19 protein-coding genes are annotated in these 19,892 nt (G+C 38.6%); 15 read left to right on the top strand and 4 right to left on the bottom strand.

Annotation, left to right across the window (positions count from 1 at the left end):
* Nucleotides 1-81: 81 nt before the first annotated feature.
* The 11 genes from asnB (at nucleotide 82) to BLP77_RS08265 (ending at nucleotide 11,355) form a co-directional block, all read left to right on the top strand.
* Nucleotides 82-1,929, top strand: coding sequence for an asparagine synthase (glutamine-hydrolyzing) (gene asnB, locus BLP77_RS08215; RefSeq protein ID WP_093856642.1), 1,848 nt, complete (start codon nucleotides 82-84; stop codon nucleotides 1,927-1,929).
* A gap of 110 nt (nucleotides 1,930-2,039) precedes the next feature.
* Entirely contained in the window at nucleotides 2,040-2,615 is a 576-nt protein-coding gene (locus tag BLP77_RS08220; RefSeq protein WP_093856643.1) for a YdcF family protein, read from the top strand.
* Nucleotides 2,616-2,886: 271 nt separating this feature from the next.
* A complete protein-coding gene (locus tag BLP77_RS08225) occupies nucleotides 2,887-3,183 on the top strand; it encodes a hypothetical protein (RefSeq protein ID WP_093856644.1) in 297 nt (98 codons plus the stop codon).
* A gap of 278 nt (nucleotides 3,184-3,461) precedes the next feature.
* On the top strand, nucleotides 3,462-4,163 hold the full coding sequence (locus tag BLP77_RS08230; protein ID WP_371859601.1) for an ABC transporter permease: 702 nt from the start codon (nucleotides 3,462-3,464) through the stop codon (nucleotides 4,161-4,163).
* 15 nt (nucleotides 4,164-4,178) lie between these two features.
* On the top strand, nucleotides 4,179-4,970 hold the full coding sequence (locus tag BLP77_RS08235) for an ABC transporter ATP-binding protein (protein ID WP_245686833.1): 792 nt from the start codon (nucleotides 4,179-4,181) through the stop codon (nucleotides 4,968-4,970).
* A gap of 6 nt (nucleotides 4,971-4,976) precedes the next feature.
* Entirely contained in the window at nucleotides 4,977-6,044 is a 1,068-nt protein-coding gene (locus BLP77_RS08240; protein ID WP_093856645.1) for an ABC transporter substrate-binding protein, read from the top strand.
* Nucleotides 6,045-6,245: 201 nt separating this feature from the next.
* On the top strand, nucleotides 6,246-7,055 hold the full coding sequence (locus BLP77_RS08245; RefSeq protein WP_093856646.1) for a transporter substrate-binding domain-containing protein: 810 nt from the start codon (nucleotides 6,246-6,248) through the stop codon (nucleotides 7,053-7,055).
* 32 nt (nucleotides 7,056-7,087) lie between these two features.
* Complete coding sequence (locus BLP77_RS08250; RefSeq protein WP_093856647.1) at nucleotides 7,088-7,747, top strand: amino acid ABC transporter permease; 660 nt, start codon at nucleotides 7,088-7,090, stop codon at nucleotides 7,745-7,747.
* A complete protein-coding gene (locus tag BLP77_RS08255; RefSeq protein WP_093856648.1) occupies nucleotides 7,740-8,462 on the top strand; it encodes an amino acid ABC transporter ATP-binding protein in 723 nt (240 codons plus the stop codon). The genes BLP77_RS08250 and BLP77_RS08255 overlap by 8 nt, the downstream gene beginning before the upstream one ends.
* A 382-nt stretch (nucleotides 8,463-8,844) precedes the next feature.
* Nucleotides 8,845-9,981, top strand: coding sequence for a glycerate kinase (locus BLP77_RS08260; protein WP_093856649.1), 1,137 nt, complete (start codon nucleotides 8,845-8,847; stop codon nucleotides 9,979-9,981).
* Between the two features lie 18 nt (nucleotides 9,982-9,999).
* Nucleotides 10,000-11,355, top strand: coding sequence for a GntP family permease (locus BLP77_RS08265; RefSeq protein ID WP_093856650.1), 1,356 nt, complete (start codon nucleotides 10,000-10,002; stop codon nucleotides 11,353-11,355).
* A 120-nt stretch (nucleotides 11,356-11,475) separates the two neighbouring features.
* Here the strand turns inward: BLP77_RS08265 and BLP77_RS08270 are convergent, their stop codons facing one another.
* Nucleotides 11,476-11,823, bottom strand: a complete 348-nt coding sequence (locus tag BLP77_RS08270; RefSeq protein WP_093856651.1) for a hypothetical protein — start codon at nucleotides 11,821-11,823, stop codon at nucleotides 11,476-11,478.
* Between the two features lie 149 nt (nucleotides 11,824-11,972).
* Between BLP77_RS08270 and BLP77_RS08275 the strand changes: the two genes are divergently transcribed.
* The gene (locus BLP77_RS08275) at nucleotides 11,973-12,737 is read left to right on the top strand and encodes a DUF3298 and DUF4163 domain-containing protein (protein WP_093856652.1); all 765 of its coding nucleotides are present in this window, start codon (nucleotides 11,973-11,975) and stop codon (nucleotides 12,735-12,737) included.
* A gap of 50 nt (nucleotides 12,738-12,787) precedes the next feature.
* On the opposite strand, the gene BLP77_RS08280 is transcribed toward BLP77_RS08275, so the two are convergent.
* Nucleotides 12,788-14,626, bottom strand: a complete 1,839-nt coding sequence (locus BLP77_RS08280; RefSeq protein WP_093856653.1) for an ABC transporter ATP-binding protein — start codon at nucleotides 14,624-14,626, stop codon at nucleotides 12,788-12,790.
* Complete coding sequence (locus tag BLP77_RS08285; protein ID WP_093856654.1) at nucleotides 14,616-16,346, bottom strand: ABC transporter ATP-binding protein; 1,731 nt, start codon at nucleotides 16,344-16,346, stop codon at nucleotides 14,616-14,618. The genes BLP77_RS08280 and BLP77_RS08285 overlap by 11 nt, the downstream gene beginning before the upstream one ends.
* Nucleotides 16,347-16,742: 396 nt before the next feature.
* On the opposite strand from BLP77_RS08285, the gene BLP77_RS08290 reads away from it, so the two are divergent.
* From BLP77_RS08290 to BLP77_RS08300, 3 genes are all read left to right on the top strand, one after another.
* Nucleotides 16,743-17,069 carry an ArsR/SmtB family transcription factor gene (locus tag BLP77_RS08290; RefSeq protein WP_093856655.1) on the top strand — a complete coding sequence of 109 codons (327 nt, stop codon included), beginning with the start codon at nucleotides 16,743-16,745 and terminating at the stop codon, nucleotides 17,067-17,069.
* Nucleotides 17,070-17,275: 206 nt separating this feature from the next.
* The gene (locus tag BLP77_RS08295) at nucleotides 17,276-17,791 is read left to right on the top strand and encodes an SRPBCC domain-containing protein (protein WP_093856656.1); all 516 of its coding nucleotides are present in this window, start codon (nucleotides 17,276-17,278) and stop codon (nucleotides 17,789-17,791) included.
* 33 nt (nucleotides 17,792-17,824) lie between these two features.
* Complete coding sequence (locus tag BLP77_RS08300) at nucleotides 17,825-18,733, top strand: VOC family protein (protein WP_093856657.1); 909 nt, start codon at nucleotides 17,825-17,827, stop codon at nucleotides 18,731-18,733.
* A gap of 469 nt (nucleotides 18,734-19,202) precedes the next feature.
* Here BLP77_RS08300 and BLP77_RS08305 read toward each other — a convergent pair whose 3' ends face one another.
* Nucleotides 19,203-19,796, bottom strand: a complete 594-nt coding sequence (locus BLP77_RS08305; RefSeq protein ID WP_093856658.1) for an HD domain-containing protein — start codon at nucleotides 19,794-19,796, stop codon at nucleotides 19,203-19,205.
* Nucleotides 19,797-19,892: the final 96 nt, after the last annotated feature.

Here is a 19,892-nt window from a genome sequence, read left to right on the forward strand (position 1 = left end):
TATAATTCACCATAGGCTAATTTTTTGTTTAGTTAATGATTTATACGACTGAGAGTTTTTTTAGAAGGAGATGAAAAACATATGTGTGGCATTACCGGATGGATTGAATGGAATGGGGTTAACCAACAAGAGCATCACCATGTACTTAAAGAAATGACGAATCAGTTAGTCAAAAGGGGCACAGATGATGAAGGTTATTATTTCAATCAGCATGTAGCTTTCGGACATCGACGGCTAGCTGTTATTGATGTTGAAAATGGAAGGCAGCCCATGGTTGTCAATCATGTCGGTCATACTTATACGATTATTTATAATGGTGAGTTATATAATACAGAAGCATTAAGAAAAGAGTTGATGAGGCAAGGTTTTCGATTTCGAACTACATGCGATACCGAGGTTCTCTTAAATGCTTATGTGCATTGGGGTTCTGATTGTTTACATTATTTAAACGGTATTTATGCCTTTGCAATTTGGGATGATCAACAAGAGAGCATCTTTATCGCTAGGGACCGTCTTGGAGTTAAGCCATTATTTTATGCTGAAGTAGATAAAAAAGTCATCTTCGGATCCGAAATTAAAGCCATTTTAAAACATCCTGATGTAGAGCCGGTTGTTGAACGGGATGGTTTAGCGGAAGTGTTTGGATTAGGACCTTCACGTACGCCTGGACACGGGATTTTTGCTCAAATTCAAGAGCTACGAGCCGGCCATGCTATGATTGTTAGTCCTAAAGGGTTAAAAAAATGGCGCTACTGGAATGTTAAAAGTGAAGAACATACCGATAGTTTTGATGAAACGGTTGAAAAGGTGAAAGCCTTATTCATTGATGCTGTTGAGCGACAATTAGTTTCGGATGTACCCCTTTCAACATTTCTTTCTGGAGGAGTCGATTCAAGCGCCATTACAGCGATTGCTGCTAATCATTTTAAAATAAACGGTAAAGGACAGCTGCCAACATTTTCGATTGATTATAAAGGAAATGACCAATACTTCGAAAAAAGTGATTATCAACCAACAACAGACAGTGACTTTATCAAGGTGATGTCAAAGCAATTCGATACGGACCATTCCGATTGTGTGATTAATGAAGAAGATTTATTTGAACTGTTGAAAGAATCTGTTATACTACGGGACCAACCAGGAATGGCTGATGTAGATTCATCTTTACTATGGTTCTGCAGAAAAATAAAAGAAAAAACAACTGTTAGTTTATCTGGTGAATGTGCGGATGAAATTTTTGGTGGATATCCTTGGTTTCATAATCCAGAATCGAATGGAGACAATGGATTTCCGTGGATACGATCACTTGATTATCGTGAGGATCTTCTATTACCAGATTGGAAGAAAAAATTAAATCTGAAAGACTACGTTTATCACCGTTATCAGGAAACAATTGAAGAAACACCCCTATTAGATGGTGAAAGTGAAATCGATCAAAAACGCCGTCAAATGTTTTATTTGAATATGCATTGGTTTATGACACAGCTTTTAGATCGTAAGGACCGAATGAGTATGGGAGCAACTCTCGAAGTTCGGGTACCGTTTGCCGATCATAAATTAGTTGAATACGTATGGAATGTACCTTGGGAGATGAAAAACGTTGGTGGTCATGAAAAAGGCTTACTACGAAAAGCATTAGAGGGTACCTTACCGAATGAAATTTTGTATCGAAAGAAAAACCCTTACCCAAAAACGTTCCAACCTCAATATACAAAACTTGTTATGAATTGGATGAATGATATTTTACAAGACCCTAACAGTCGTTTGTTTGAATTATTAGCGAAGGATAAAGTCAAACAATTAGTTGACTCGGAGGGGGGTATATTTAAAGAGCCATGGTACGGCCAGTTAATGAAAGGACCACAGTTAATCGCCCATTTATGCCAAATCGATTATTGGATGAGACAATATGATATTAAAATAAAGTAGGGGAGATTAATTCTCACCCTACTTTATTTTATTTTTGAGGAGGAAAAGACTTTTTCCATAATTATGTGTAATAAGATAAACTAAAAATATAAGTTTTTTGGGGTGAGGATATGCGTAATAATCAATTGAAAAAGTATTTTTTTATAGTTGCCATTGGTCTTCTAGGATTTTTTATTATACATACAGTTGTTATTACGATTGATGGTTTAAATGATGAACTTGAAAAAGTAGACGTCGCTGTCGTGTTGGGAAATAAAGTTGAATTGGATGGTCAGCCATCAGAACGATTGGCAGCGAGACTCGATAAAGCTATTGGGCTCTACAAAGAAGGTTATTTTGAACAAATCATTGTCAGTGGCGGCATTGGTCAGGAAGGCTTTGATGAAGCTGAGGTTATGAAAGAATACCTGATTGAAAAAGGTATTCCAGAGCAATATATTACAACGGATTTGAGTGGGTACAACACGGCGATGACGGCGAAAAATACTAAGGTAATTATAGGCAATCAAGGTTACCAATCAGCCATGATTATTACGCAATTCTTTCATATTTCTAGAACGAAACTCGCTTTCCACCAAGCAGGAATTAAACATGTTTACTCAGCACATGCTGAATACTTTGAGCTTCGCGATCTTTATTCGACAGTTCGGGAATTCCCTGCCTATTATAAATATTTATTTGATTAGTGATGCTTAAGTCGTTCAAACGGCTTGCACTTTTTTAATAAAAAAACCATTGAAATCTTAATGTAAAAATTAAGACTAGAATTGTAGGACAAGCATCCCAATACATTAATTTTCCAACTTATATCATGAGTCTATCGATGCTTGTCATGTTATGAAAATATTAAGTTATTTACAGGTTCATAACATCCGTTATTTTGTGTTTAGCACCGGGTATATGGTTATTGCAACGTCATGTTGCAAGTCTTACAGATAAGAAAAGGAGTGTTTTAGCATGAGAAAATTGTTACTTAGCTCATTACTTGTTGGTGCAGGTTTCTTAGCTGCATGCGGCGGTGGTGAAGAACAACCTGAAGATCCAACAACCGGTGTAGAAGAAGACGGAGGAGGAAATGAAGACGGTTCGACTGAAGATGGCGACATGAGTGGCGATACTTCAGGTGAAGATGATGCCACAAGTGGTGGCACAGGCAATTCTGATGACAGCATGACAGGTGATGGTGATGATTCAATGGGTGGTGACGACTCAACTGATAGTGGATTATCAGATGACGAAGATTCAGAGCAGTAAATAAAAAGATAGCAGTTTATTCAATACAAGCATAAACTCCCCCTTAATAAATAATAGATAGGAGGCCCCTATGGCTCTATGAGAGTCTTAGGGGTCTTTTTTTATACAAAAAATTCAGTACAGGCACGGATAAACGCCCAATGCATAGAATGAAGCGTAGAGGTGATAGAGCTGTGGAAGAGTTAAATAAGGCTGTTGAAGTGGAAAAGGAAGGTCTTAGACGTCGACAACGAAATAATCGCATTAAGCAAGTTTTAACAATCTCGTCTCCAATATTCATGTTATTGATCTGGGAAGTTCTTTCACAGACAGCAATCATTGACCCAAGGTTTTTCCCACCACCAACTAAAATTATTGAAACATTAGTTGGAATGGGGACTTCAGGCGAGTTGTTTGAACACGTTCAAGTGAGTTTGATTCGTATTTTGGCTGGGTTTTTATTGGGTGTCATTCCAGCCATCACATTAGGTTTATTGATGGGAATGTATTCAGCGATTCGGCATTTTTTCTCACCATTAATTATGGCGTTAATGCCGATTCCAACTCTCGCATTATTGCCACTAATCCTCATTATTTTTGGAATTGGTGAGTTCTCAAAAATAGTAACGATTGCGGCGAGTGTCTTTTTCCCAGTCGTGATTAATACGGCGGCAGGAGTGACGAATATTGATAAAATTTATGCTGATGTCGCTAAAAACTACGGGGCCAACCCGACAGACTTTTTCCTGAAAATTGCTTTGCCTGGAGCGATGCCTGTCATGATGGAAGGGATTCAAATGGGGCAGGCGATTGCATTATTGACCATCGTTGCAGCTGAAATGATTGGCGCCAATTCAGGTATAGGTTATGTCATATGGATGAATTACAAGGCATTTCTCATTCCTGAAATGTTTGTAGGTCTCATATTAATATCGTTTTTTGGCTACTTGTTCTCGTTATTATTACGCGGCCTACAAAGTAAATTAATTCCATGGAAGTAAAGGAGGAAATGACGTTTGCAAAGTCAAGAAAAGATTCAGGTGAATCAGTTAACGAAAGTATTTTTTAAAAATAAAGAACGCGTCATGGCCCTAAAGGATATTAATTTTTCGATAAAAAATGGGGAATTCGTTTGTATTTTAGGACCAAGTGGCTGCGGCAAAACAACATTATTAAGAATTTTAGCTGGATTAGAGAAATCAAGCTCTGGTGATCACCGGATTCATGCAAGTCGTACTAATCATCCTTTACAATCGATGGTGTTTCAGGAACAAGGTGTCATACCTTGGATGACTGTTCAAGAGAATGTTTCACTTGGGTTAAGGATGCGTCACGTACCCAAAAATCATATCAAAGAAAGAACGAAAACATACTTACAAAAGGTCGGCCTTACGCCTTATGCTGATTTATATCCTAAAGAATTATCAGGTGGGATGAAGCAACGGGTGAGTATTGCCCGGGCGTTTGCGAATGATCCTGAAATTTTACTAATGGATGAACCGTTTGCCGCTTTAGATGAACAAAATAAGTTCATTTTACAAGAGGAATTACTATCGATTTGGGAAGAGACGAAAAAAACCGTTATTTTTATAACACACAGTATTGATGAAGCGATTTTATTGAGTGATCGTATATTTTTAATGAGTGCACAACCTGGAACGATTAAGGATGAGGTTAAAGTGGATTTACCACGACCCCGTCAAATGACACAAGTACGGTCCGATCCTAAAATGGCTGATGTATTTCTAAAAATTTGGAACCACCTGCAAACAGAAGTGCAGGAATCAAGAATTAAGAGCGAAAGGTAGATGAACATGATAAAAAAGTGGTGGATGGCTCCGCTTTTAGTGTTAGTACTTGTTTTAAGTGCTTGTAGCGAAGATGAGGTACAGGAAGGTTCGGGTCAAGAAACGGAAGAGGGGCTTGAACCTTTAGATGAAAAGGCAACGGTTATTGTAGCTGAAGATGGGGCTGCATCTGGTGCAGGCTTTTATATTGCTAATGAAATGGGGTATTTTGCTGATTACAATATCGAAATTGAGTTTGCCACATTTAGTAATAGTGATGAAATGTTACCAGCTCTTGCTTCAGGCGAAGTAGATGTCGCTGGCGGTATATCGAGTGCCTCGTTTTTCAACTCCATTGCGCAAGGTATTGATGTAAGGATGATTGCGGATAAGGGACATAATACGGAAGGCAATTCCTATTTTACTTTTGTGATTCGTGAAGACCTCCAAGATGAGATTACGAGCTACGAAGATTTCGAGGGCCGTACAATTGCTGTATCGACGCAAAATGGGGTTGATGATTACATCTTCCAACAGATGCTTGAGCATGCTGGCTTAACTCGAGATGATGTCGAATTTGAATTAATGGGTGACTTTGGAAACATGCTAGCAGCTATGGGGAATCAAACAATTGATGCAGCCCTACAGATTGAACCATTGATCACACAGGGAGAATCACAGGGGTTACATGTGAGATTTGGAGATGCAACCGATTATGCACCAGAAGCACAAATTGCGATGGTACTTGGATCACCTGATTTTCTAAATGAGGATCGTGAAATTGCTAAACGATTTATGGCAGCCTACTTAAAAGGTGTCCGTGATTACAACGATGCCTTTATTAAAGAAACGGGTGATCTTGACAAAATTATTGATATTATGACGGAATACACAGCCTTAAAGGACCCAGAAACATGGAAAGAGGTAGGCGTGACAGGGTTAGATCCTAATGGAAAAATGTTTGTTGAAGATATTCATAATCAATATGAAGTGTATAAGGAAAACGGTGCTATTAAAGGTGAACTAAATTTAGATCAAGTTGTGGATACATCATTGGTAGAAGAGGTCGTCGATTTAATTGGAGAATATGAATAACGTATACAAATGGGAAAGAAGTGTGCTTTATTATTAAGCACGCTTCTTTTTTTATTTGTAAAGCTAAAATAGTGAATCGAAATTGTAAACCCTTTCAATTATTTAAAAAATCTTATTTTAATAAAATGGTTTTATTATGCATATTTATGTGTTAATATTCATTTAATCGTATAAATATACAATTTTGAAAGGAGAATAAACATGTTGAAAAAAGGAATGGTTTTATTTTTATCTATTTTTCTATTAGGTGTTTTAGCAGCCTGTGGGACTAGTGACAATCAAGCAAATGCATCAAAGGATTCAAATTCAGAGGAAGCAGGTAATGAAGATACAAAGGAAATTGACACATTAACTTTGGGAACGTCAGCAGATTTCCCTCCATTTGAATCCTTCTCAGTTGAAGGTGAATTTGAAGGTTTTGATATTGATTTAGCTCATCTCATCGCGGAGGAATTAGGCTATGAGCTTCAGATTAAAGATATGAAGTTTGACGGTTTAATCGGGGCATTGCAATCTGATCGCGTTGATATGGTAATGGCAGGTATGTCAGCAACTGAAAAACGCCAAAAAAATGTTGATTTTTCAACAGAATATCATTATTCAGGTGAAATGTTTGTTACGGGGAAAGATTCAGAGATTCAGAGTTTGGAAGATTTGGAAGGTAAAAAAGTTGGAGTTCAGCTCGGAACTATTCAACAGGAGGGGGCTGAAACGTTACAGGAAGACTATGACTTTGAATTACAACCTATGGATGAAGCTACTTACTTAATTCAGGAACTGAAAACGGGGCGTATCGATGTCGCTTATATGGATAAAACTGTCGCTGAAGGATTTATTGAAGAGCAGGATTTAGCAGGTTTTGATGATCCAACAACAAGCTCTCCTGGAATGGCTGTCGCATTTCCTAAAGATAGTGAGTTGGAAGGTGACGTAAGTGCTGTTATTGATCAATTTTTAGAAGATGGTACGATTGCTGAGTTAGAAGCGAAATGGGGATTGGACGAAGAATAAACTTACAGAAATAGAATTGAGGTGAATAAGGCATGAATTTGGACTTCTCCCAAATCGTGCCTTATATTCCTTTTATGCTAGAGGGAATATGGGTTACATTAGGGTTTGTTATCATTGCGATTGTTATTGGGTTTTTTATCGGATCTTTTATTGCCTTAGTTAAGATTAGTCATATCAAAGTTTTGCGTTGGATCGCTGACTTCTATACGTCAGTTTTTCGTGGTACTCCTTTAATCTTACAATTGATGTTTGTTTATTACGCTGTACCACAAGTTTTAGGCTATGATATATCACCTTTTTTATCAGCCATTTTAACGTTTGGTTTAAACTCATCAGCCTATGTTTCTGAAATTATACGTGCGGGAATTGAGGCAGTGGATAAGGGTCAGCGTGAGGCGGCTATGGCGTTAGGAATTCCATACCGCCCCATGATGATTAAAATTATTTTACCGCAAGCAATGAAAAATATTCTGCCGGCTTTGATGAATGAGTTTATCACGTTAACAAAGGAATCTGCGATTGTTTCTGTTATAAACTATTTGGACTTAATGAGACGTGCACAAGTCGTTGGAGCAGAATTGTATCGTAATTTTGAGGCTTATATTTTTGTGGGTGCCATTTATTACGTGATGGTTATGATGTTAACAGTACTTGGCAAGCTGTTAGAACGGAGGCTTAAAAAAAGTGATTAAAGTCGAGAATTTGCATAAAAGCTTTGGAGATATAGAGGTATTACAGAATATTAATACTTCCATTGAAAAAGGCGAAGTGGTAGCCATTATCGGTCCTTCCGGCTCTGGAAAGTCTACATTTTTACGTTGTATAAATGTATTAGAATCGCCGACTGCAGGACATATATGGGTTGATGGGGAAGATTTAACAGAACCAGGAGTCAATATTTTAAATATACGACAAAAAATTGGTATGGTTTTTCAGCACTTTCACCTCTTCCCACATATGAAGGTATTGGACAACTTAACATATGCTCCATTAACGGTAAAAGATGTATCTAAACTAGAGGCGGAGACCCATGCACACGAACTGTTATCTAGTGTTGGGTTAAGTGATAAGATAGATGCTTATCCGAATAGCTTGTCGGGCGGACAGAAGCAAAGAGTTGCCATTGCTCGTGCTTTGGCTATGGAACCTGAATTAATGCTGTTTGATGAACCGACTTCCGCCTTAGATCCTGAAATGGTTAAGGAAGTGTTGGATGTCATAAAATCACTTGCCAAATCAGGCATGACCATGGCTGTTGTAACTCATGAAATGGGATTTGCTCGAGAGGTTGCTGACCGTATTATATTTATGGATTATGGCAAAATAGTGGAGGAGGCGAAGCCAGAAGAGTTTTTCTCCTCTGCGAAAACAGATCGTGCTAGAGACTTTTTGGAAAAGGTTCTATAAGTTGGGGAACGAATAAATAAGCAGGAATTGCGGAAGCGGTAAACGAAGATATTACGGTTGTTGATGAAAAAAGAACCGATTCCGATTTCGAAACGGGATATGAAACGATATCAACGTATTCAAAAAGAACATAAAAAAATGGAAGATCAAGATTAAGTGACGTGCTTTGGCGCGTCTTTTTTTGATAAAAAATATAAATTTTGTTCCACAGAAGGCGATAATGAACCGTAATTGTCCAAGTTTACATTATAAGTGTCCAAGTTTGTTGTTTTAATTTGCCTAGTAAGAAGGATTGTCAGAAAATTAATGTTAAAATGATAAAAAATATTCATGAAATTCGTAATAAAAAATAATCTATTCATAAGAGAGAAGAGGGATTTACATGTATGTAACCGTGTGTCCAGACTCGTTCAAAGGGAGTTTAAGTTCGAAAAATGCCGCCAAAACGATTGCCAAAGCTTGTCATGACGTGTTTCCTAATGCTCATGTCACCCAAATGCCAATGGCGGACGGAGGTGAGGGTACAATTGATGCCCTAATATACTCTACAGATGGTAAGCGTTATGAGAAAAGTGTCACAGGTCCTATAGGTCAGCCTATTGAATCCTATTTTGGGGTGCATGGTGATGGTGGCACTGCCTTTATTGAAGTTGGAAATACGGCGGGGCTCATTCAAGTACCTGAAGATGACCGGAATCCATATCATACGACATCTTATGGTTTAGGTGAAATGATTCAGCATGTGTTAGATGAAGGTTTTAATCAAATCATTGTGGGTTTAGGAGGAAGCGCAACTAATGACGGTGGTTTAGGGATGCTGACGGCATTAGGTGCCAAATTTTACGATAAAAATGGACAACAAGTCGATTATTTCGGAAAAGATTTATTTAACATACATAACGTTGATTTAAGTATGCTAGACCCTCGTTTAAAAGATATAAGCATTCAAGTTGCATCAGATGTCGATAATCCTCTGTGTGGTGAAAGGGGGGCGAGTGCTATATTTGGACCCCAAAAAGGGGCAACAAATGAGCAGGTGCAAAGGTTAGATCAAGCTTTAGATAACTATGCAGCATTAATTGAGCAAGAAACCGGAAATGAGATAAGAAATGTACCTGGTGCTGGGGCTGCTGGTGGTCTCGGCTTTGCTTTAATGACGGTTGGATCAACCTTAACCTCGGGAGCAGAATTAGTCGGTCAAACGATGCAGCTAGAAGAATCGATAGCAAAAAGTCATTTGATCATTACGGGGGAAGGACAAAGCGACGAACAAACGCTGTTTGGGAAGGCACCAAGCTATGTGGCGCAGTTAGCTCAGAAGCATCATAAGCCAGTTGTTCTTATATCAGGGTCGGTTGATGATCCAGATTTAAAATTACTAGATCAATTTACTGCAACCTTTTCAATTATGAATATGCCGATGAGTTTAACTGATGCAATGGACCAAGTTGAACAACTTCTCTATGAGCAAAGTATTCAAGTGTTTAATTTTTATAAAACCATAGGGAAGTTCACATAAATCAAAGGAGGGGAATATATGGAAGGCTTTGGCTTAGTTATTGTAATTATTGCAGCAGTCTTATTAGTTATTGGATTGACAGCAAAATTCAATGTTCATCCGTTTTTATCATTAATTATTGCCGCATTTGCTTTAGGGATTGCTGCTGGTTTACCTTTATCAGATGTCGTTGATGCCGTCAATAATGGGTTTGGCGGATTAATGGGTGGTATCGGTCTCGTGATCGTATTCGGTACGATTATTGGGGTTTTACTTGAAAAAACAGGTGCCGCTTATCGAATGGCGGAATTTGTTTTAAGGCTTGTAGGCGAAAAAAGACCTCAGCTCGCTATGAGTGTGATTGGGAGCATTGTCAGTGTACCTGTTTTTTGTGATTCGGGTTACGTCATTTTATCTTCATTGAAAAAGGCATTAGCTAAGCGGGCTAAGGTGGCGGTAGCCTCGATGGCGATTGCTTTATCGACTGGTTTGTTCGCCACCCATACCTTAGTACCACCGACACCAGGACCGATTGCCGCAGCTGGTAATATTGGTGCTGAGCAATATTTAGGTACTATTATTCTAATTGGGATTGTTGTAGCCATACCGGCTATTATGGCAGGTTATTTCTGGGCGATTAAAGTCGGAACAAAAATTAAAGTGGAAGGCGAGGATGATTGGGATTTTGACTACGATGAGGTCGTCAATCAATTTGGTGACATGCCATCAACTGGGAAGGCATTCGCACCAATTATCGTTCCTATTATCTTGATTGGCTTAGGTTCAGTCGTCACGTTTGCTGAATGGGAAGGACCGTTTTTTAACTTCTTATTATTCTTAGGTTCACCTGTTGTTGCTTTATTGGTTGGAGTGTTATTTGCTTTAGCTCTAGTACCAAAATTCGATCGAGAGACGTTAAATGACTGGATCGGACTAGGTATTAAAGAAGCGGCTCCAATCTTACTCATTACAGGTGCTGGCGGTGCTTTTGGAACGGTTATTCAATCAACTGAAATTGCAGGATTCATCGAAGGTTTTGCAAGTAGTCCATTCTTAACGGGAGCATTCTTCCTATTAGTACCGTTCTTAATTGCAGCCGCATTAAAAACAGCGCAAGGTTCTTCCACTACTGCACTAGTGATTACATCAACATTGGTAGCACCACTCCTTGTAGATGTTGGTATCACAGGTGCTGTACCAATGGCATTAGTCGTCATGGCAGTTGGAGCAGGTGCCATGGTTGTTTCCCATATTAATGATAGTTACTTCTGGGTCGTTAAAGAATTTAGTGGAATGTCGGTTACACAAGCCTATAAAGCACAAACGGGTGGTACACTTATTCAAGGTATAGTTGCGATTATCACAGCGATGATAATTTGGATGTTGTTTGTGTAAACCAACACGTACAAATGAAATAAATCCAGACTTAGGACCAAGAAATCCACACTCAGCCAAACAAATCCAGACTCAGGCCGAGAAATACTCAAACTGATCACTAAAAAAGGGAATTGGGGCTTACTCTCCTAATTCCCTTTTTAATGTATCAATGTATTGTTTTCCTTCTACTAAAGAAAGACCTAATGCTTCTCTAGCATGTTTAACCGCTTGAACATCCTTTCCCTCTTTTAATAGTTGGAGGAGTTTATCATCAATAGTCGCATCCTCATTTTTAAAATGCTGATTTTTCTTCTTTACCAAATACACTATCTGTATTATGCTGGCAAAAATAAAAATCAAATTAGTTAATGTGTTAATATTTTCAATACCTAGATTATTAACTAATAAATTTTTAAATAATGCTACTAGAGATAACACACCCACGATAAGCCACAGTAGGATAGAGAATTTGTCTAGTTTATTCAAATAGATAACCTCCAAATATTTGAGTTACAACTCTTATACCAATATAAGAAATTTTAACACATAAGATAAAACTCATAATTACATTGCATAATTTTCCTTATCTTGGGACTAACTAAAAGTAAATCATTTATGAAGAAAGAGGAGTCGAGATGAGGAATAAAAAATCTAGACAAACGATGAAGTATTTTTTTGTAGCGTTTGTAGTAAGTGTGTTAGTCGGGTATATATTTACAGCAATATTTTCAAGTGCGGAGGATATAGATGTCGGAAAAGATTTTGACATTGTTGAAACGGAGTTTGAAGGAATTCGGATGCTTACCTTTGATAAACAGGAAGAACTGTACGAAATTAAGTTTCAGTTGCCTGTGTTCGAATCAGATCGATTGAATAATTATTTTAAAAGGTATATGAAGCAGACTAATCAGGAGTTTTTAAACACGATTAAGGGAAATGTCACAGAGGAACGACCTGGAAGTCTATATGTCATCCTTGATATTTATTCAAGTGGGACAGATCTCTACTCTCTAGTTTCTTCAGAGGAAGCCTATACTGGGGGCGCAAATGTCAATCAGACAAAGGAAGTATGGATGGTTGATTTACAAACCAATAAGCTTATTCAACAGAGCACACTATTTGAGAATATCCAGCAAGCACGTGATGTCATCATGCCACAGGTAAGAGATGCGCTATTAGAGTCTGAATACGGGGTCTTTGAAGACGAATTAAATGATTGGATGAAACAACCCAATTATGATTTTAATAACATGTACATTCGTGACGGGAATTTAGTTTTTAAATTTGACAAGTATGAGGTTGCACCTGGAGCATCAGGCATGCCTGAGGTTGACATTCCAATTGATGAGGAAATAAGGGGTTTATTCAAACAAGAGTGGTTACAACGGATAGAAGGATAATAAAAGACTCGCTACCACGGCGAGTCCTTTCGTTATAACCCCTAAAATTTTTAATTTGCCAGATTATCAAGCTGACCCTGATACAGATTAGCATAGTGTCCATTTTGTTTGATAAGCTCTTGGTGTGTGCCTATTTCGATAATACGCCCGTGTTCAAGCATGATGATTTGATCGGCGTTTTGTATCGTATTGAGTCGGTGTGCAATGACAAAACTTGTACGCCCTTTCATGAGACGTTGTAAGGCCTCTTGAATTTTGACTTCTGTTACAGTATCAATACTGCTTGTCGCTTCATCTAAGACTAAAATCTTTGGATCAGCCAATATCGCACGAGCGATTGTTATTAATTGTTTTTGACCTTGACTAATCCCACTGCCATTAGGGTCTAAAACGGTATCGTACTGCTCTGACATTTTCATAATAAAGAAATGGGCATTGGCATTTTTCGCTGCTTCAATGACTTCTTCATCTGTTGCATCTAAACGGCCATAGCGAATATTTTCACGGATCGTACCCTCAAATAAAAAGGCATCCTGTAAGACAAAGGCCATATATTTTCTTAAACTTGTACGCTTAATATCTTTAATTTCCGTTCCATCTAATAAAATTTGACCACTATCGTAATTATAAAAGCGTGAAATTAAATTGATAATGGTTGTTTTTCCCGCTCCAGTATGGCCGACAAAAGCTACCGTCTCACCAGCGTCAGCTTTAAATGAGACATTATTTAAGACCACTTCATCTTCATCATAGGAAAACGTAACATCACGAAATTCCACGTCTCCATTTGGTTCGTTAATTTCAATCGCATCGTCTTCATCAAGCTCCTCACTATCTTCATCAATGATATTAAAGACACGTTCAGCACCAGCTACGGCTGATAAGAGCTGATTAAATTGGTTCGATAATTCGTTTAAAGGCCGCGTGAACTGTCGGGCTAGCTCTGTGAAAATCACAATGGTACCAACCGTTGCCATATCGTAAATGACGAGGACACCACCAACAAATGCAATAATTGCAAAACTAAATGAGTTTAACATGTTCATCAGCTTAGGAATCATGCCAGAGAATACAGATGCCCAATAACTTGAGCGCATCACGTCATCATTTTTACTTTCAAACGTGTTTGTTACTCGTTCTTCCTGGGAAAACGTTTTAACGATTTTCTGTCCAGACACAATTTCTTCAACATAGCCGTTTAATTCGCCGAGTCGCTTTTGTTGGATTTTAAATAAAGGACCTGTACGCTTCGTAATCCACTTCATCCCAAAGACCATCATCGGGATAATTGTCAATGTCACAACGGCTAATAAGGGACTTAAGAAAAACATGACTGAAACGGTTCCTATTAATGTTAGGACACTTGAGAATATTTGTATAACTGACATATTCAGTGTATTACTAATGTTGTCGACGTCATTGGTCACACGGCTCATGATTTCACCGAACTGTCTTTTATCAAAAAAGGCAATCGGCAGCAAATGGAGTTGGTTAAATAACTCAGAACGTAAATGATAAACCGTGTTCTGTGCAATCCCAATCATTAAGAAGTGCTGAAGAAACATAGATATTGAATAAAAAATGTAAATGAACAGTAAGGCAATCATCACTTGTCCTAGACCAGTTAATTCTTGATTGACAATAAATTCATCTACAGCTTGCCCTATCATATACGGACCGAGAATGGCCAGAGCTGAACTGACGACAATCATTAAAAAGACAAAAAGGAGAAGCCCTTTTTCATCCATAAGATAACCCCAGATTCGTTTAATCGTCCCTTTCCAATCACGAACTTTTGGCTTGGCACGGGGATCATCCACTTTATTAGCTTCATTTAAATCGATTTTTTCATAATTAAATGGCTGGATAAAAAGATCTTTAAAGCTCACGGACACCCTCCTTTCCGAACTGTGATTCGACAATTTTTTGATATAACTCTGATGACTTGATCAATTCATTATGATTCCCTGTTGCTAGAAGTTTGCCATCATCTAAAAGGAAAATACGGTCAGCGTTCATCGCCGTTATGACCTTTTGTGTCACAATCAGCGTCGTACATTGATAGGCTTGAATCGCATCGAGTAAGTGGGACTCGGTTTTTAAATCAAGTGCACTCGTACTATCATCTAACATTAAAATCCTTGGTTGTCTAATAAGAGCACGTGCAATAGATACCCGTTGTTTTTGCCCACCGGATAAGTTGACACCCTTTTGACCGATTGGCGTCTCGTAGCCATTAGGTAACGCATTAATTGTATCGTGAATTTGGGCATCTTTAGCGGCTTGAATAATTTCATCCTCGGTAGCCCCATTTTTACCCCAGCGAATGTTTTCGCGGATCGATCCGGTGAAAAGGAGTGGGGCTTGTGGGACATAACCAATCGCACGACGTAAATGATTGAGTTTAAAGTCACGAACATCGTGACCATCTAGAAAAACAGCACCATTAGTGACATCATATAAACGAGGGATGAGCTGAAATAACGACGTTTTTCCAGAACCTGTTGCTCCAATGATTGCGATTTTTTCCTGTGGTTTGACTTTGAATGATAAGTCCATCAGTACATTTTCTTGATAGTTAGGGTAATGGAATGATACGTTGGAAAATTCTATAGCACCATCCTTAACCCGATATTGATCGTTAGCATTTTTTGTTTCTATTAAGTCAATATCAGCATCTAACACTCGTTCAATCCGTTCAGCTGAGGCTTTCATTCGCGCAAGTGCCATCGTTAAAAATCCAAACATCGAAATCGCCATCGATACGCGTAAGGCGTAGTTTACGATCGCTACAACGTCCCCGACCTCGGCGTTATTGGAACCGACTTCGATATTTCCATACCATAAGATGAATAGTAAGCTCATGTTCATGACGAATAACAGAATAGGCATGGACGCTTCAATTAAACGGAGCGATGTTTTTGTATATGTCATTAACTCTGTATTTGTTTTCTTAAAACGATTTGTTTCATAGCGTTTACGTAAGAAAGCCTTAATGAGACGAATTCCTGAAAGGTTTTCCTGCATAATACGATTGACGTTATCTAGACGTGCTTGAACCTTTTCAAATAGTTTTCCACCCTTTCGAACAAGCCAAAGTAAGGAACCGATGAGTAAGGGAACTGTTACGAGGAAGATCAGCGCAATTCGCCAGTTCACGATAAACGCCATCACCACACCGCCGATAACAAGTAGCGGTGCACGCAACATGATCCGTAATCCCATAAATATTCCGTTTTGAATCATTCGAATATCATTTGTAAAACGAGTCACCAGTGATGATGTTGGATACTCATTTAAATTCTTAAATGAAAAAGCCTGCACCTTATCGAACAGTTTTTGTCTGACGTCATATCCGAAACGAAAGGTGACGTGCGATGCATAAAACGAGTTAAATACACCTGCCACAAAGGAAAGGAATGCAAGGCCAACCATGATGGAGCCCCAATAGATAATCGCGTCTAAATTTTGTGTTTGAATCCCTTGGTCAATCATTTTCCCTAAGAAGAAGGGGAGCATTAACTCAACAGCAAGCTCAATTAACATGAGTGACCAAGCGATAATTATATGTAAATAGTACGGTTTTAAGTAACGTACGACGTATTTCATGATGAGTCCCCCAACAGTTATTATTTTAATCCAATAGTAATTATTTTACCGCGAATTTTCCAAAATAAATAGTACGGTAACCGAAACTTTTTCATTTTTTTAACTTAAGTCTTAGGTGGGTTTAATACGTAAATATATACTCGGCTAAAAGGGTTACTAGCAAATTGGAAATTTAGCTTTTATCTCAATAGTTGAAAGAAAGCCGTGGCTAGGTATTTCTACTGTTCTGAAAAATGTACATAATATTACTTGACAGGAATATTCTTTATATGGAATAATCGATTCATCAACAAGGTGTGTCAATGTTAAAGTGAAGAATCCGGAGGTGGTATTCTTAATGCAGCAAAATGCGCTTATGGGTTTACGTAAAATACAAATAACGGGAGCTGATTCAACATGAACGCACAAACATTTAATGCATTGGCGGAACCCAATCGACTTGATATCGTCGACCTCCTTCTTGAAGAACCGCTTCCAGTAGGAGAAATTGCGGATAAACTAAAGCTAAACCAACCCCAAACTTCGAAGCATCTTCGTGTATTGAGTGAAGCTGGTCTCGTTGAGGTTCAGCCGATAGCTAATCGTCGTATTTATAAGCTAAGACCAGAACCGTTTCAAGAATTGGATAGCTGGCTTGACTCCTACCGTCGCATGTGGGAGGCGCGGATGGATCGGCTGGACGATTATCTCAATGTATTACAGGGAAAGAAACCATTGAATTGATGAATTGGAAGCGATAAAACACGATATTTTCACAAAGTCACTTCTATCAATTGTATGTATGGTGACTGATTAAGCAAAAACATCAAGTTCGAAGACATAGTAGTCAACCTTTCCATAAGCGTGTTTAATTATGCTGATGATAAAGAGTATTGATTAAGGTAAATGTGAAGCGGAGAAAGATTATACAATTGGATGGAGGAGTTAAAATGTCAATTAACGAATTAACCTCTAGAGTAGAAAACGATCAGGTGCTGGTACTGGAGCACATTTTTGGGGCACCTCGTGATCTCGTGTTCAAAATGTTTAAAGAACCTGAGCATCTCAAGCATTGGTGGGGACCTATTGGCTGGGATCTTCCTGTTTGCCACATTGATTTTCGACCGGGCGGTACATGGCATTTCTGTATGAAATGCATTGACCGGAATCAAGGGGAATTTTATGGGATGGAATCTTGGGGAAAAGTCGTTTACAAGGATATTATTGAGCCCGAGATGATTTCTTACACCGATTACTTCTCAGATGCTGATGGAAATATTGACGAGAGTTTGCCATCATCAGAGATCACGTTGGAATTCATCGATTTAGGTGATAAAACGAGGCTAGTTAACCGTGCTGAATATGTATCCGCAGAAGCTCTTAAGACTGTCATGGACATGGGGATGTTAGAAGGTATCACGGAAACTTGGAACCGTCTAGAAGAGCATCTAAAAGAAGTAAAATAAAGCATACCCTATATTTAAAAGGAGGAACTATCAATGATAAATCAAAAAATTGTTCCCCATCTGTGGTTTAATCAAGAAGCGCAAGAAGCCGCACAATTTTATACATCTATTTTTCCGGATTCAAAAGTGATCAATATCGCAACCGTACGTGATACGCCATCTGGAGATAGTGATATCGTTTCTTTTAATCTTGCAGGCTATTCATTCATGGCTATAAATGGTGGCCCACATTTTCAGTTCAATCCTTCGATTTCTTTTTTTGTCAATTTTGATCCTTCAAGAGATGAGAACGCGAGAGACAATTTAGATCAGCTTTGGGAAAAGCTATCCCAAGGTGGAACACCACTTATGCCACTCCAAGAATATCCGTTCAGTAAACGCTACGGATGGATACAGGATAAGTATGGCCTGACATGGCAGCTGATCCTCACAAACCCAGAAGGTGAGGAACGGCCATTTATTGTACCTTCATTAATGTTTGTTCAGGATGTGTGCGGTAAGGCAGAAGAAGCCAGTGACTTTTATCTTTCTGTTTTCCATGATTCAAGACGAGGGGAAATCGCTCGTTATCCTGCTGGCATGGAACCAGAAAAGGAAGGGACGTTGATGTTTACAGATTTTATGCTTAATAATCAATGGTTAGCCGCCATGGACAGTGCGGGGCCACATGACTTTACATTTAATGAGGCCATTTCACTTTTAGTTCGGTGTGACAATCAAGAAGAGATAGATGACTACTGGGAAAAGCTTTCATCAGATCCTAAAGCTGAACAATGCGGTTGGTTGAAAGATAAGTACGGAGTCTCTTGGCAAGTCTGGCCAGAGGTTATGGGAGAAATGATGGCGAACGGGACGAACGAACAAATGGAACGATTAACCCAAACATTTCTCCAAATGAAAAAATTTAACATAGAAAAATTAAGAGAAGCCTATCAAGGTTAGAATCGTAATAGAAAAGAGTGTGGGATAAAAATAACTAGAGGGTGATGAAAGGCGAACAATATCATCTAATATAATTAAAAATGAACGGAGTCAAAATGCGTAGACGCCTCGTCGACTAAAAACGGCCACGTCCTGCGCCTGCGGTTACTCGGCGCAAACTTACGCAAGGATGTAACGCAAGTAGCATTTGTGGCCAACGCCGACACTTGAACATCCAGTTCTTCGCGGTGACAGCACGAGTCTCGAGACCCCGCAGGCAGCGCTTTTCTGCCGAGGAGGCTCGAGCCGTGCCCGCGGCAAGCGAAGCATTTTGACGTAGTGAATAAAATCTGAACTAATTCATGAATAATTGAATCTAGTTCGGATTTTATGTTTTTAATAAAGTTTTGTCTCAGCCCCTATCATTAATCCAGTTATTCAAGGAGTAAAACATTTTATATCGGTACATAAACCTTTGAAAAATCTGGCCTTATTTCTGACCAGATCGTGTTGCACGTTTTATTTTTGTATTAGCTTCTTGTTCAATAAGGTCTTTCAGCTCTGTCAAGACAGGGCTAAAGGATGTGTGACGACCAAGCATGTAGCTCATATCATACTCAATCGGAAGCCAGGTTTTAATGTCAGCTTCGTTATGCTGGATTTGCGCTTCAAGCTTATCAAGGGCGTTAGCAACTTTAGCTTCATAAGTCTGTTTATCTTCAAATTCATGCCAAAGGTCATACCATTCTTGTCCCTGTTCACCGCCAATAAGTTCCATTATTCTAAGGATGGCTTGTTCTTCATTTTTAGCCTTCACCAGTTTTGCTTCGTCATCATTTAATGTATCAAAAGCCGGAATGTCACCAGCTTCTGCTTCAACTAAATCATGAATAATAATCATTTTGAGCAGTTTAAGCTGATCAATCTCCTTTTCTAAATATGGTGAAATAAGCATGCCCATTAAAGAAACGCGCCAAGTATGCTCTGCGACGCTTTCTTGACGTCCGTCAGATAGCCAGCTATGGCGTAATTCAGACTTCAATTTTTCCGATAAATGAATGACTTCCATTATATTATCTAGCATTTTTTTACTCCTCGTCACTTTTTATAGAAAGTTTATATCATCCTACTTGGGTTGTATAGTGTATTCTCTTAAAAGACACGTTCATCACCACGTGCT

It is taken from the genome of Tenuibacillus multivorans (assembly GCF_900103915.1).
Taxonomy (GTDB): domain Bacteria; phylum Bacillota; class Bacilli; order Bacillales; family Alkalibacillaceae; genus Tenuibacillus; species Tenuibacillus multivorans.